Source organism: Nesterenkonia sp. LB17, assembly GCF_022565915.1.
GTDB lineage: Bacteria > Actinomycetota > Actinomycetes > Actinomycetales > Micrococcaceae > Nesterenkonia.
In genome coordinates this window covers 39,150-52,033 of sequence record NZ_JAJOYX010000002.1, presented here as the reverse complement: position 1 = coordinate 52,033, position 12,884 = coordinate 39,150, and the positions used below count along the sequence as shown (strand labels likewise).

General features: G+C 66.6%; 9 protein-coding genes. 5 read left to right on the top strand and 4 right to left on the bottom strand.

Annotated features, from left to right (window positions below; all coding sequences use genetic code 11):
- Positions 1-2,904 carry an excinuclease ABC subunit UvrA gene (gene uvrA, locus LTH96_RS04045; RefSeq protein WP_241465070.1) on the bottom strand — a complete coding sequence of 968 codons (2,904 nt, stop codon included), beginning with the start codon at positions 2,902-2,904 and terminating at the stop codon, positions 1-3.
- Positions 2,905-3,225: 321 nt separating this feature from the next.
- On the opposite strand from uvrA, the gene LTH96_RS04040 reads away from it, so the two are divergent.
- Genes LTH96_RS04040 through LTH96_RS04025 form a run of 4 tightly spaced genes read left to right on the top strand, consistent with a single transcriptional unit; the run spans position 3,226 to position 8,805 of the window.
- A complete protein-coding gene (locus LTH96_RS04040) occupies positions 3,226-4,074 on the top strand; it encodes an HAD hydrolase-like protein (RefSeq protein WP_241464485.1) in 849 nt (282 codons plus the stop codon).
- Between the two features lie 5 nt (positions 4,075-4,079).
- Positions 4,080-4,772 carry an MBL fold metallo-hydrolase gene (locus tag LTH96_RS04035; protein ID WP_241464484.1) on the top strand — a complete coding sequence of 231 codons (693 nt, stop codon included), beginning with the start codon at positions 4,080-4,082 and terminating at the stop codon, positions 4,770-4,772.
- Complete coding sequence (locus tag LTH96_RS04030; protein WP_370644382.1) at positions 4,751-7,429, top strand: DEAD/DEAH box helicase; 2,679 nt, start codon at positions 4,751-4,753, stop codon at positions 7,427-7,429. The genes LTH96_RS04035 and LTH96_RS04030 overlap by 22 nt, the downstream gene beginning before the upstream one ends.
- On the top strand, positions 7,426-8,805 hold the full coding sequence (locus LTH96_RS04025) for an alpha/beta fold hydrolase (RefSeq protein ID WP_241464483.1): 1,380 nt from the start codon (positions 7,426-7,428) through the stop codon (positions 8,803-8,805). Before LTH96_RS04030 ends, LTH96_RS04025 begins: the two co-directional genes overlap by 4 nt.
- Positions 8,806-8,827: 22 nt before the next feature.
- On the opposite strand, the gene LTH96_RS04020 is transcribed toward LTH96_RS04025, so the two are convergent.
- Positions 8,828-10,030 carry a TerC family protein gene (locus LTH96_RS04020; protein ID WP_241464482.1) on the bottom strand — a complete coding sequence of 401 codons (1,203 nt, stop codon included), beginning with the start codon at positions 10,028-10,030 and terminating at the stop codon, positions 8,828-8,830.
- A 267-nt stretch (positions 10,031-10,297) separates the two neighbouring features.
- Here LTH96_RS04020 and LTH96_RS04015 point away from each other — a divergent pair, with 267 nt between their 5' ends.
- Positions 10,298-10,786, top strand: a complete 489-nt coding sequence (locus tag LTH96_RS04015; protein WP_241464481.1) for a DUF4916 domain-containing protein — start codon at positions 10,298-10,300, stop codon at positions 10,784-10,786.
- Between the two features lie 38 nt (positions 10,787-10,824).
- Here the strand turns inward: LTH96_RS04015 and LTH96_RS04010 are convergent, their stop codons facing one another.
- Both LTH96_RS04010 and gmd read right to left on the bottom strand, forming a co-directional pair.
- Entirely contained in the window at positions 10,825-11,805 is a 981-nt protein-coding gene (locus LTH96_RS04010) for a GDP-L-fucose synthase (protein ID WP_241464480.1), read from the bottom strand.
- Positions 11,802-12,845: a GDP-mannose 4,6-dehydratase gene (gmd, locus tag LTH96_RS04005; protein WP_241464479.1), complete on the bottom strand. Its 1,044-nt coding sequence runs from the start codon at positions 12,843-12,845 to the stop codon at positions 11,802-11,804. The genes LTH96_RS04010 and gmd overlap by 4 nt, the downstream gene beginning before the upstream one ends.
- Between the last annotated feature and the right edge of the window lie 39 nt (positions 12,846-12,884).

Genomic DNA, 12,884 nt, shown 5'->3' with positions numbered 1-12,884 from the left:
TCACTTTAGCAGTGCGGCAAGGAATGCGCCCGTGTGGGATCCTGTCTTCTCCGCCGTGGCGGCGACCTTCTCCGGAGTGCCCTGCGCGACGACGAGCCCGCCGCCGCTGCCCCCTTCGGGGCCGAGGTCGATGACCCAGTCGGAGGACTTGATCACATCGAGGTTGTGCTCGATGGTGATCACGCTGTTGCCCTTCTCCACCAGCCCCTGCAGGACCTGCAGGAGTTTGCGGATGTCTTCGAAGTGCAGCCCGGTGGTGGGCTCGTCCAGCACGTAGACGCTGCGCCCGTTGGAGCGGCGCTGCAGCTCCGAGGCGAGCTTCACCCGCTGGGCCTCGCCGCCGGAGAGCGTGGTGGCGGACTGGCCGAGCCTCACATAGCCCAGGCCGACCTCGACCAGGGTGTTGAGGTGTCGGGCGATCGGGGCGAAGGCGGCGAAGAACTCCGCGGCCTGCTCGATCGGCATGTCGAGCACCTCGGCGATGTTCTTGTTCTTGTACTTCACCTCGAGGGTCTCGCGGTTGTACCGGGCGCCGTGGCAGACCTCGCAGGGCACGTAGACGTCGGGCAGGAAGTTCATCTCGATCTTCAGCGTGCCGTCGCCGGAGCAGGACTCGCAGCGGCCGCCCTTGATGTTGAAGGAGAACCGGCCGGGCTGGTAGCCGCGGGTCTTGGACTCCGGCGCCTGGGCGAAGAGCTTGCGGACGTGGTCGAAGACCCCGGTGTAGGTGGCCGGGTTGGAGCGCGGGGTGCGCCCGATCGGTGACTGGTCCACGTGGATCACCTTGTCCAGGTGATCGTCGATCCCGTCGATCCGGCGGTGTCGGCCGGGGACCTGCTTGGCGCCGTTGAGCTTGTTCGCCAGCGACTTGTAGAGGATCTCGTTGATCAGCGTGGACTTGCCGGAGCCGGAGACGCCGGTGACGGAGAGGAAGATCCCGAGCGGGATCTCCACGGAGACCTTGTCCAGGTTGTTCTCCTGGGCCTCGATGACCTTGAGCATCCGGGTCTTGTCCACCGGGCGGCGCTGCGCCGGGATCGGGATGCTGCGCCGGCCGGAGAGGTAGTCCCCGGTGATGGAGTGGGTGTTGTCGCGCAGGCCCTGCACGGAGCCGGAGTGCACGATTTCGCCGCCGCGCTCCCCGGCGCCGGGTCCGATGTCCACGATCCAGTCGGCCTCGGCGATGGTGTCCTCGTCGTGTTCGACCACGATCAGGGTGTTGCCGAGGTCGCGCAGCCGGGTGAGGGTCTGGATGAGCCGGGCGTTGTCGCGCTGGTGCAGCCCGATGGAGGGCTCGTCGAGGACGTAGAGCACCCCGACCAGGCCGGAGCCGATCTGGGTGGCGAGCCGGATCCGCTGGGCCTCGCCGCCGGAGAGCGTGCCGGCGGCGCGCTCCAGGTTCAGGTAGCTCAGGCCCACGTCGAGCAGGAAGTTCAGCCGGGCCAGGATCTCTTTGAGCACCTGGTCGGCGATGGTGGCGTCGCGGGCGGAGAGCTTCACGGTGGAGAAGAACTCGGCGCACTTGTCCAGCGGCAGCCGGGCGATCTCGGCGATCGAGGCGCCCTGCACGGTGACCGCGAGCGCGGCGGGGTTCAGCCGCTGGCCGTTGCAGGCCGGGCAGGGGATCTGGCGCATGTACTGCGCGTAGCGGTCCCGGGCGTTGTCGGACTCCACCTCGAGGTGCTTGCGCGAGATGTAGGAGAGCGCGCCTTCGAACCCGGTGGAGTAGGTGCGTTCGCGGCCGAAGCGGTTGCGGTACTGCACGACGACCTTGTGGTTGCGGCCGTGCAGCAGCGCCTTCTGCACCTTCTTGGGCAGGTCCTTCCAGGGGGTGCGCACCGAGAAGTCCAGCTCGTTGGAGAGCGCGGTGATCAGCCGGAGCCAGTAGTCCTTGGAGGCCTTGCCCAGGGCCCAGGGGGCGATGGCGCCGCCTTCGAGCGAGAGGGTGTCATCGGGGATGACCAGGTCGATGTCCACCTCGAGGCTGGAGCCGATGCCGGAGCAGACCTCGCAGGCGCCGAAGGGGTTGTTGAAGGAGAAGGACCGCGGCTCGATCTCGTCCAGCGCCAGCGGGTGCTCGTTCGGGCAGGCCAGGTTCTCGGAGAAGGGCCGCTGCTTGGGGCCGGTGAGGCCTTCGGGGACCTTGTCGTTGGTGGGTTCGCCGTCCTCGTCGAGGTCGACCAGGTCGATGACCAGGCGCCCGTCGGCGAGCTTCAGCGCGGTCTCCACCGAGTCGGTGAGCCGCTGGCGCATGCCTTCGCGGATCACGAGCCGGTCGATGACCACTTCGATCTGGTGCTTATAGGTCTTCTCCAGCGTGGGCGGTTCGCTGAGCTGGATGATCTCGCCGTCGACGATGGCGCGCGAGAAGCCCTCGCTGGCGAGGTCGCGGAAGAGGTCCTTGAACTCGCCCTTGCGGCCGCGGACCACCGGGGCCAGGACCTGGAAGCGGGTCTTCTCGGGGAAGCCCAGGACCTGGTCGACGATCTGCTGCGGGGTCTGGCGTTCGATCTTCTCCCCGCAGGTGGGGCAGTGCGGGATCCCGATCCGGGCCCAGAGCAGGCGCAGGTAGTCGTGGATCTCGGTGACCGTGCCCACGGTGGAGCGGGGGTTCTTGGAGGTGGACTTCTGGTCGATGGAGACCGCCGGGGAGAGGCCTTCGATGAAGTCGATGTCGGGCTTGTCCACCCGGCCGAGGAACTGCCGGGCGTAGGCGGAGAGCGACTCGACGTAGCGGCGCTGGCCCTCGGCGAAGATGGTGTCGAAGGCGAGCGAGGACTTGCCGGAGCCGGAGAGGCCGGTGAACACGATGAACGAGTTGCGCGGCAGCTCGACGGTGACGTCCTTGAGGTTGTGCTCGCGCGCACCCTGGACCACGATCCGGTCGGCTTCGGCATGACCGATCGTCCCGTTGGTGGCGGATTTTCGTCGCGCACCCTCGGCGTAGTAGTCGTCCACGGATTCGATGATGGCTGTTTCGGCTGCTCGCTCTGACACGTGATTCAGTGTAGAACCCCTGACCCGTTCGAACAAACGTTCGAAGCCAGGGCGGGGTGGGGGCAGTCCTCGCGTTCGGGACCGGGCGCTCCCTGCGTCGAAAGGCGGATTCTCCGCGCATCTGACCCGGATTTCGGGCCCTGGTGCTCGGAGATTCCGCCGCTCAGCGCGAGGTGGCGTTCATCACCCCGACGACGACGCCGCGTCGGTCCATGTCAGAATGGCGCCGTGATCTCTGACTCCCCCGCCGCCCCTGCCACCGCCCGCCCCACCGTCGACTCCGCCGCCGACGCTGCTGACACCTCCGACATCCGGGTGGTGCTCTTCGACCTCGACGGCACCCTGGTCGATCCGGCCGGGGCGATCACCCTCGGCGTCGTCCATGCATTGGGCGTGCACGGGATCGAGATCCCCGATCAGGAGGTGCTGGACTCGTTCGTCGGTCCGCCGCTGGCCACCTCGCTGGCCAGCCTGCCCGGCGTGACCGAGGCGCTGATCCCCTCGATCGTGGAGGAGTACCGGCAGCGTTACCTCGCCGAGGGCATGCAGGCGAGCCGGGTCTACCCGGGGATCGAGGAGCTGCTGAGCACGCTCAACGCCGCCGGTGTGGTCTGCGCGGTGGCGACCTCGAAGCCCACCGGACTGGCCGAGCGGCTGCTGAGCATCCAGGGCATTCGCGAGCACTTCGCCGCGGTGCAGGGCTCCCCCGAGGACGAGTCCGTCCCGCACGACGGCAAGGGCCCCATCCTCGGCGCCGCGCTGGAAGCGATCGGCCTGGACCCCGCCGCGGGCCCGCTCAGCCAGACGGCCCCCGACGCCAGGGTGATCATGGTCGGTGACCGGATCTTCGACGTGGACGGCGCCGCAGCCCACGGCCTGCGCTGCATCGGCGTGCGCTGGGGCTACGCCCCCGCCGGAGAGCTGGAAGAGGCCGGGGCGTACCCGATCGTGAGCACCACGGAGCGCCTCGAAGATGCGCTGATCTCGGCCGGGATCCTGAGCCCGGCCAAGCAGCTGGCCTATGCGCCGGGGTACGTCCGCTTCGTGACTCCGCGAGGTCGCCAGACCTTAGACTGAGCCCTATGGCCTCTGACAGTTCTCTGCTCTACGATCTCCCTGCGATCACGCTTCGCCGCATCTCGGTCTCCGAGATGAACAACAACGTGTATCTGCTCACCGCGAAGAAGTCCGGGGTCCAGGTGCTCATCGATGCCGCCGACGACGCCGGGGCCATCCGGGGTCTGCTCGCTGAAGCCGCCCAGGACACGCCCTGCCCGCTGGAGCTGACCGCGGTGCTCACCACCCACTCGCACTGGGATCACATCCGGGCGCTGGAGGAGCTGCTCAACGCCCCGGGGGCCGGAGCCGCAGCAACCTCCGGCCCGGAGTCCGCGGCCGGCGCCGAGGACGCGCCCGCCATCGAGGCCGAGAAGAACGTCACCATCGACCGGCGGCTCAGCCACGGCGAGGTGCTCTCCTATGACGGCGTCGACCTGAACGTGATCCACCTGCGCGGCCACACCCCCGGGTCCATGGCCTTCGTCTACCGGGTCGAAGACGGCCCCACCCACATCTTCACCGGGGACTCGCTCTTCCCCGGCGGCGTCGGCAAGACCTGGTCGGCCGAAGACTTCGCCACGCTGCTCGACGACGTCGAGGCCCGGCTCTTCGCCGACTACGAGGACGACACGATCATCCACCCCGGCCACGGCGACCCCACGACGTTGGGCGCCGAACGCGCCCAGCTCCCCGCATGGCGGGAACGCGGCTGGTGAGCGCCGTGACCGCCGCCAAGCGGCTGCACAAGCTCGAAACCTCCGCCGAAGGAGAAGGCCCCGCCGGACCGGAGGAGCTCTACGCGGCCTTCGAAGCCTGGACCCAGACCCAGGGGCTCACCCTCTACCCCGCCCAGCAGGACGCCATCCTGGAGCTGGCCGACGGCCAGCACGTCATCATGGCCACCCCCACCGGCTCGGGCAAGTCCCTGGTCGCGACCGCGGCGCACTTCTTCGCGCTCTCCCGCGGCGAGCGCAGCGTCTACACCGCCCCGATCAAGGCGCTGGTCTCGGAGAAGTTCTTCTCCCTGGTGGAGATCTTCGGTGCCGAGAACGTCGGGATGGTCACCGGTGACTCCTCGGTCAACGCCGGCGCCCCGATCGTGTGCTGCACCGCGGAGATCCTCGCCAATGAGGCGCTGCGCGACGGCCGCGACGCCAACGTCGGCCCGGTCATCATGGACGAGTTCCACTTCTACGCCGATCCGCAGCGCGGCTGGGCCTGGCAGGTCCCGCTGCTGGAGCTCACCGGCCGCGCCGAGCCCGGCACCCCGGGCCACGGCGCCGCCGGCAGCCGGGCACAGTTCCTGCTGATGTCCGCCACCCTGGGCGACACCTCCCGGTTCGAGGCTCGGCTCAGTGCAGGGACCGGGCGCGACGTCGTCACCGTCTCCAGCGCCGAACGTCCGGTGCCGCTGAGCTACGAGTACTCCACCACCGCGCTGCAGACCAAGCTCGAGGAGCTGGTCACCACCCACCAGGCCCCGGTCTACGTGGTGCACTTCTCCCAGCGCGAGGCGGCCGAGCGCGCCGTCGGCCTGGCCTCGCTCAACGTGGTCTCCAAGGGCGAGCGTGAGGCGATCCGGGTGAAGCTGGAGACCTTCCGCTTCGCCAAGGGCTTCGGCAAGACGCTGAACCGGCTGCTCCGCGCCGGGATCGGGGTCCACCACGCCGGCATGCTGCCCAAATACCGCCGGCTGGTCGAACAGCTCGCCCAGCAGGGCCTGCTGAAGGTCATCTGCGGCACCGACACCCTCGGCGTCGGGATCAACGTGCCGATCCGCACGGTGCTGCTGACCGCGCTGAGCAAATACGACGGCACCCGCACCCGGCAGCTCAACGCGCGGGAGTTCCATCAGATCGCCGGTCGCGCCGGCCGGGCCGGGTTCGACACCCACGGCACCGTGGTGGTCCAGGCCCCCGAGCACGTGATCGAGAACAACGCCTCGATCGAGAAGGCCCGCGCCAAGCACGGCGACGATGAGAAGAAGGTCTCCCAGGCGATCCGCTCGGCCGGGAAGAAGAAGCCCCGCGACGGGTTCGTCTCCTGGAGCGACAAGACCTTCGAACGGATCATCACCGCCACCCCGGAGCCGATGGTCTCCCGGATGAAGGTCAGCTACTCGATGGTGCTGCACCTGCTGGAGCGGCCCGAGGATCCGATCCGGGCGATGCGCCGGATGATCCTCGCCGCCGATGAGACCCCGGCCCGGAAGGCCCAGCTGCAGCGGCAGGGGCTGCAGATCCTGCGCGAGCTGCTCACCGCCGGGGTGCTGGAGCGCCTGGAACGTCCCGATGAGGACGGCCGCACCGTGGACCTGACCCTTGACCTGCAGGACAACTTCGCGCTGAACCAGCCGCTGGCGCCCTTCGCGGTGGCCGCCGTGGAGCTGCTGGACACCGAGTCCGAGTCCTACGCCCACGATGTGATCAGCGTGATCGAGTCCATCCTGGAGACCCCGCACCAGATCACCGGCGCCCAGGTGAAGCAGCTGAAGTCGGAGAAGATCGGCGAGCTCAAGGCCGAAGGCGTGGAGTATGTGGACCGGATGCGGATCCTCGACGAGCTCACCCACCCGCAGCCGCTCGCCGAGCTGCTCACCCAGCAGTTCGAGATCTACCGCACCGGCGCACCCTGGGTCTCCGACTATGCGCTGCAGCCGAAATCGGTGGTCCGCGACATGCTCGAGCGGGCCTTCGACTTCACCACCATGGTCAACCACTACCAGATCGCCCGCTCCGAGGGAGTGCTGCTGCGCTACCTCAGCGACGCCTATAAGGCGCTGAAGCAGACGGTCCCGGAGAACCGGCTCACCGAGGAGCTCGAAGACCTGCTCGCCTGGCTCGGCGAAGTGGTCCGGCAGACTGACAGCTCGCTGCTGGAGGAATGGGAACGGCTGCAGGCCGGCGATGACCCGGAGAAGCTGGCCGAGCTCGCCGCCATGGAGGCCGACATCTCCGCGCTGGATCACCCGGACCGGGTCACCTCCAATGCGCGGGCCTTCAAGGTCATGGTGCGCAACGCCCTGTTCCTGCGCGCAGAGCTCTTCGCCCAGGAGAAGGAGGCGAAGCTCGCCGAGCTCGACGCCGAGCACGGCTGGGACAAGGACCGCTGGGGTCAGGCGCTGGACGCCTACTTCAACATCTACGAGGACCTCTACACCGACGCCCAGTCCCGCGGGCCCAGCCTGGTGCGGATCGACGTCTCTCCGAAGGACACCCCGGACCCGGAGCGCCGCTACTGGCGGGCCGTGCAGGTCCTGGATGACCCGGACTCCCACCACGACTGGGGCATCCACGCCTGGATCGACCTCACCGCCTCGGATGAGACCGGGGCCCCCGTGGTGATCATGGACCGGGTCGGCGAACTGGGATGACCAGTGCGGGGATCAGCGCCGCCGGTTCCGGAACACCTGAGGCCCATACGGCGGGGGCGACGTCCACGCTGATCGACGGCACCCAGATCACCGATCACTGGCTCGATGTGCCGTTAGACCACCAAGCGCCGCTGGACCACCGGGCGCCCGACGGTGAGCGGATCCGGATCTACGCGCGGGAGTTCGTCGCCGCGGAGGCCTCCGCGCAGGGCCGGGACCATGTGGAGTCACTCCCCTGGCTGCTGTTCCTGCAGGGCGGCCCCGGCGGGAAGGGCACCCGGCCGGCCAAGCTCGGCGGCTGGATGTCCGAGGCCGGAGCCAAGTTCCGGATCCTGATGCTGGATCAGCGCGGCACCGGACTCTCCGCCCCGCTCACCCGGCACTCCCTCGCCGCCCGGGGCGACGCCGCCGCCCAGGCTGCCCACATGCGCCACTTCCGCGCCGATTCGATCGTGAAGGACGCCGAGGCGTTCCGACGCGCGCTGGGGCTGACGTCCTGGAGCGTGCTGGGTCAGAGCTTCGGCGGGTTCGCCACGCTGAGCTACCTCTCCTTCGCCCCTGAGTCCCTAACCCGGGCGCTGATCACCGGTGGCCTGGCCCCGCTCACGGGTCACGCGGACCGGGTCTACCGTGCCACCTACGCCAAGATGCGGGCCCGGAACTACGAGCACTTCGACCGGTTCCCGCAGGACCGCGAGATCCTGGACGCGGTCTTCGCCCACCTTCGTACCCACCACGTGCAGCTGCTCGACGGGTCCGCGCTGACCCCTGCCCGGTTCCAGCTGGTCGGGATGTTGCTGGGTGGCAATGCCCGCGCCGACTCGCTGCACTACCTGCTCGAAGAAGCGTTCACCGGGCCGGAGCAGACCGAGCTCTCAGACACCTTCCTCGCAGCGGTGGGCCAGCAGCTCTCCTTCGCCGCGAACCCGATGTACGCGGTGATGCATGAATCCATCTACGGCCAGCCCGCCAAGCTGACCGACGGACGCGCCGCGACCGGCTGGGCGGCCCAGCGGGTGGGCGCCGAGTTCCCGGAGTTCGACGCGGAGGGCGCCTCTCCCCTGCTGCTGGGTGAGATGATCCTGCGCGAACACCTGCTCCTTGACCCGACATTGAAGGACCTGGTGGAGGCGGCGGACCGGCTCGCCGCCGTCGAGGACTGGGAGCCGCTCTACGACTTGGCCCAGCTGGGCCGCAACCGGGTGCCCACCGCCGCGGCGCTCTACACCGACGACGTGTACGTGGCGCGGGAGCTCTCCTGGGAGACCGCGGACCTCATCGGCGGGATCAGCGTCTGGGAGACCTCCGAGTTCCACCATGACGGCCTGGCCGACGACGGCGCCCGAGTCTTCGCGGAGCTGCTGAAGCGCACCTGACTCTGGCTCGGCTGAACTGGAGTCAGCGCACGCCGCTGCGCAGGCCTCGAGCCTTCTCCAGGAGCGCTAGGTACTGGCCGCGATGTTCGATCAGGTCTTCCTGGTACTTCTCGGGCACCTTCGCCACCTTGGTGGCCCAGTAGTCGTACTTCTGGGCTGTCTGGATCAGATTGAACTCTCGGTCCGCGGGCGCCATTTCTCGGAGATCCACGTAGCGCTGAGAGTACTTCTCGGCGTTCTGGATGGCGCGAAGCGCCCGGCCCTTCGGTGCGAGCAGCGAGGTGGTCACCGTGATGATCAGGACACCCACGATGACCAGCAGCGACAGGCCGGTTTCGATCTCGACCACCGAGACGTCTTCGCCGTTGTTGATGAAGAAGAGGTTGTTCTCGTGCAGGGCGTGGATCATCAGCTTCACGCCGATGAAGCCCAGGATCAGGGCCAGGCCGTAGGAGAGGTAGATGAGCCGGTCCAGCAAACCGTCGATGAGGAAGTACAGCTGCCGCAGACCCATCAGCGAGAAGGCGGTGGCGGCGAAGACGATGAACGGCTCCTGGGTGAGCCCGTAGATGGCCGGGATCGAGTCCACGGCGAAGAGCAGGTCGGTGCCACCGATGGCGAGCATCACCAGCAGCATCGGAGTGAACATCCGCTTGCCGTTGACCCGCGTGGTGATCTTGTCCCCGTGGTATTCCTCGGTGGTGTTCAGGTGCCGGCGTGCGAACCGGATGAAGAAGTTGTCCGCCTCGTCTCCCCCGGTGTCCCCGGCGAGCTCCTTCTTCAGCAGCTGCCCGGCGGTCATCAGCAGGATGATGCCGAAGAGGTAGAAGACGTCGCTCCAGAGGTTGATCAACCCGGCGCCGATGAAGATGAACCCGCTGCGCGCGATCAGCGCGAAGACGATGCCGAAGAGCAGCACCTTCTGCTGGTACTCCCGGGGGACGTTGAAGCTGCCGATGATGACAAGGAAGACGAAGAGGTTGTCCACCGAAAGCGCCTTCTCGGTGACGTAGCCGGCGTAGTACTCGGTGGCCATCTCCGGGTGGCCCAGGACGAAGAAGCCCAGGCCGAACAGCAGCGCGACGCCCACGTAGAAGGAAGACCAGAGGGCGGCCTCTTTGATGGTGGGGGTGTGCGCCTTGCGCACGTGGAAGACGAAGTCGAAGAGCAGCAGGCCGACGATCAGCGCAAGCGTGACGGTCCAGACCAGTGGGGAGATCTCCATGAAGGAGCCTTTCGCGAAGAAGGGTACAGCGATGTCCTCGCGAGTCTCTCCGCCTGAATCCAGGCCTCTGTGTCCGGCGAGGCGACGATGCCCCGCGTGCTGACGACCACAGTGTTAGGGATACTCCCCCACGCTTGGATGATGATACACCGCCGGGTCAGCGAACCGGATCAAGCGCCCCGGATTCGCTGGAGAGCTGTCTCTGGTGAACACGGGCTGACCGTTGAGGCGTGCCCCTAAGCGCAGGGCTGCACCTAGACTTATGTCGTGAAATTCCTACCGGACGAGCTATATGCCCAGGTCGAGCAGTCTGTTCCCCTCATCTGCGTGGACTTCATCCCTGTGCGACAGGTCGAGGGCATGACTGAGATTGGGCTGATACTCCGGGATTCACCGTTCGGGCGAGTCTGGTGCCACCTGGGCGGGCGCATCTCCCGCGGAGAAACCATCGCCGCTGCGCTGCAACGGCATTGCCGCGACACCCTGAACACGGACATTATTCTAGGTGCCGACCCACAGCCCAGCCACGTGTACCAGTGGTTCCCGCCCGAGGATACGCCCGAGTCAGCCCAGCAGCTTGCGCACGGCGTGGACCCACGCAAACACTCGGTGGGACTGTCCTACACCGTCGAGCTGGATGGAGACCCGAACCCACGCAATGAGGCGCTCGACTTCAATTGGTTCGGACCTGCAGAGCTCCCCCATCCGCTGTGGCCCGGATGCCGAGATTTACTCTCAAGCCTCGAACCGCACTGACCCGCACCACGGTTATCCGCGGTGCGGGTCAGCGTCCGTCACTGTCGAACGCTGTCCACGTGCTCGCGATACCACTTCACGGTGCGCTCAAGGCCTTCTGCAAGGCTGATCTTGGCCGTCCAACCGGCGTCACTGAGCTTGGAGACGTCGAGGAGCTTCTGATGCGTCCCGTCAGGCTTGGAAGTGTCCCACTGCGTCTCGCCCTGGTAGCCCACTACTGAGGCGATCGTCTCGGCGATCTCGCGGATGGTCACGTCACTACCGGTGCCCACGTTGACCTGTTCTGGTCCGTCGTAGTGTTCCAGCAGGTGAAGGCAGGCGTCGGCCATATCGTCTGAATGCAGGAATTCACGCCGGGGTGTGCCTGTTCCCCAGTTCGTGACCGTGGAGTCGCCGGAGCGAGCAGCCTCGTCGTACCGGCGGATCAGTGCCGGCAGGACGTGTGAGCCTTTGGGGCTGAAGTTGTCGTTCGGCCCGTAGAGGTTAGTCGGCATCGCCGAGATCCACGGAAGTCCATACTGGCGCCGCACGGCCTGCACGTTCAGGATGCCAGCGATTTTTGCGATCGCGTAGGAGTCGTTGGTCGGCTCGAGGTGTCCGGTGAGCAACGAATCTTCGCGGATGGGCTGGTCGGCGAACTTCGGGTAGATGCAGCTCGATCCCAGGAACAGCAACCGCTCCACATTCGTCTCCAGGGCGGCGTCCATAACATTCGACTGGATACGGATGTTCTCACTCAGGAAGTCGACCGGGTAGGTGCTGTTCGCGAGGATACCCCCGACCTTCGCGGCAGCGAGCACTACGTACTTCGGCTTGGTCTCGCGGAAGAAGTCAAATACGGCTTCGCGATCCTTGAGGTCGAGTTCAGCGGAGGGCCTGCCGATGAGGTTCGTGAACCCGCCAGACTCGAGGCGCCGCCAGATGGCGGAGCCCACAAGGCCGCGATGTCCCGCGACGTAGAAGGCAGCGTCGCGGTCGAGCGGCCCGGGGTTGAAAGCGAGGTCGTCACCCGCGGTCATCGTACGACTTCCTCCGTGCTCCATGAAGGCAGATTCACTTTGTCGATCCACGGACGCCCCTCAGATTCGAGAGCTTCCATATCGGCATCCACCATGAGTTTGGCGAGATCAAGCCCATCGACCTTGGCAGTCCAGCCAAGTTCGGAATTAGCCTTGGAAGGGTCACCGACGAGCGCGTCAACCTCAGTCGGCCGCAGGTAGCGTTCGTCGAACTTCACATAGTCCTGCCAGTTGAGGCCTGCATGAGTGAACGAGGTCTCCAGGAAGTCCTTGATGGTGTAGCCCACGCCGGTGGCAAGCACGTAATCGTCGGGAGTATCTACCTGCAGCATGCGCCACATGCCCTCCACGTACTCCGCCGCGTAACCCCAGTCGCGTACCGACATTAGGTTTCCCAGGTAGAGGTCCTTCTGCACGCCGGCCTTGATGCGTGCGACGGCACGGGTGATCTTGCGGGTGACGAATGTCTCACCGCGGCGAGGCGACTCGTGGTTGAACAGGATGCCGTTGACGGCGAACATTCCGTAGGCCTCGCGGTAGTTCTTGGTGATCCAGTACGAGTAGAGCTTGGCAGCAGCGTAAGGGGAACGCGGGTAGAACGGCGTGGTCTCGCTCTGCGGTGGCGGGGTGGCCCCGTAAAGCTCCGATGACGACGCCTGGTAGAAGCGGGTCTCTACACCGGACAGACGCACAGCCTCGAGCAGACGAATCGTGCCCGTGCCCGTAGTGTCGGCCGTGTGCTCGGGCTCATCGAATGACACACGAACGTGCGACTGCGCGGCGAGGTTATAGACCTCGTCCGGATTGATCTGACTCATCAGCGTGACGAGGCGCGCACCGTCGCTCAAGTCGCCATAGTGCAGGAACAGCTTCGCCGAGGGGTCGTGCGGGTCGACGTAGAGGTGGTCTATACGGCTGGTATTAAACGTTGACGCACGGCGAATGATGCCGTGCACCTCGTACCCCTTGGCAAGCAGCAGCTCAGCGAGATAAGAACCGTCTTGACCGGTGATGCCGGTGATAAGTGCACGTTTCGTCACGAATGCTCCGCTCTAGGCTACAGATAATTGATAACAATT

Coding starts and splice junctions, on each gene's coding strand:
- LTH96_RS04030 (WP_370644382.1), top strand. CDS start 4,751: ATGGCGGGAACGCGGCTGGTGAGCGCCGTGACCGCCGCCAAGCGGCTG.
- LTH96_RS04035 (WP_241464484.1), top strand. CDS start 4,080: ATGGCCTCTGACAGTTCTCTGCTCTACGATCTCCCTGCGATCACGCTT.
- LTH96_RS04025 (WP_241464483.1), top strand. CDS start 7,426: ATGACCAGTGCGGGGATCAGCGCCGCCGGTTCCGGAACACCTGAGGCC.
- LTH96_RS04020 (WP_241464482.1), bottom strand. CDS start 10,030: ATGGAGATCTCCCCACTGGTCTGGACCGTCACGCTTGCGCTGATCGTC.
- LTH96_RS04010 (WP_241464480.1), bottom strand. CDS start 11,805: ATGACCGCGGGTGACGACCTCGCTTTCAACCCCGGGCCGCTCGACCGC.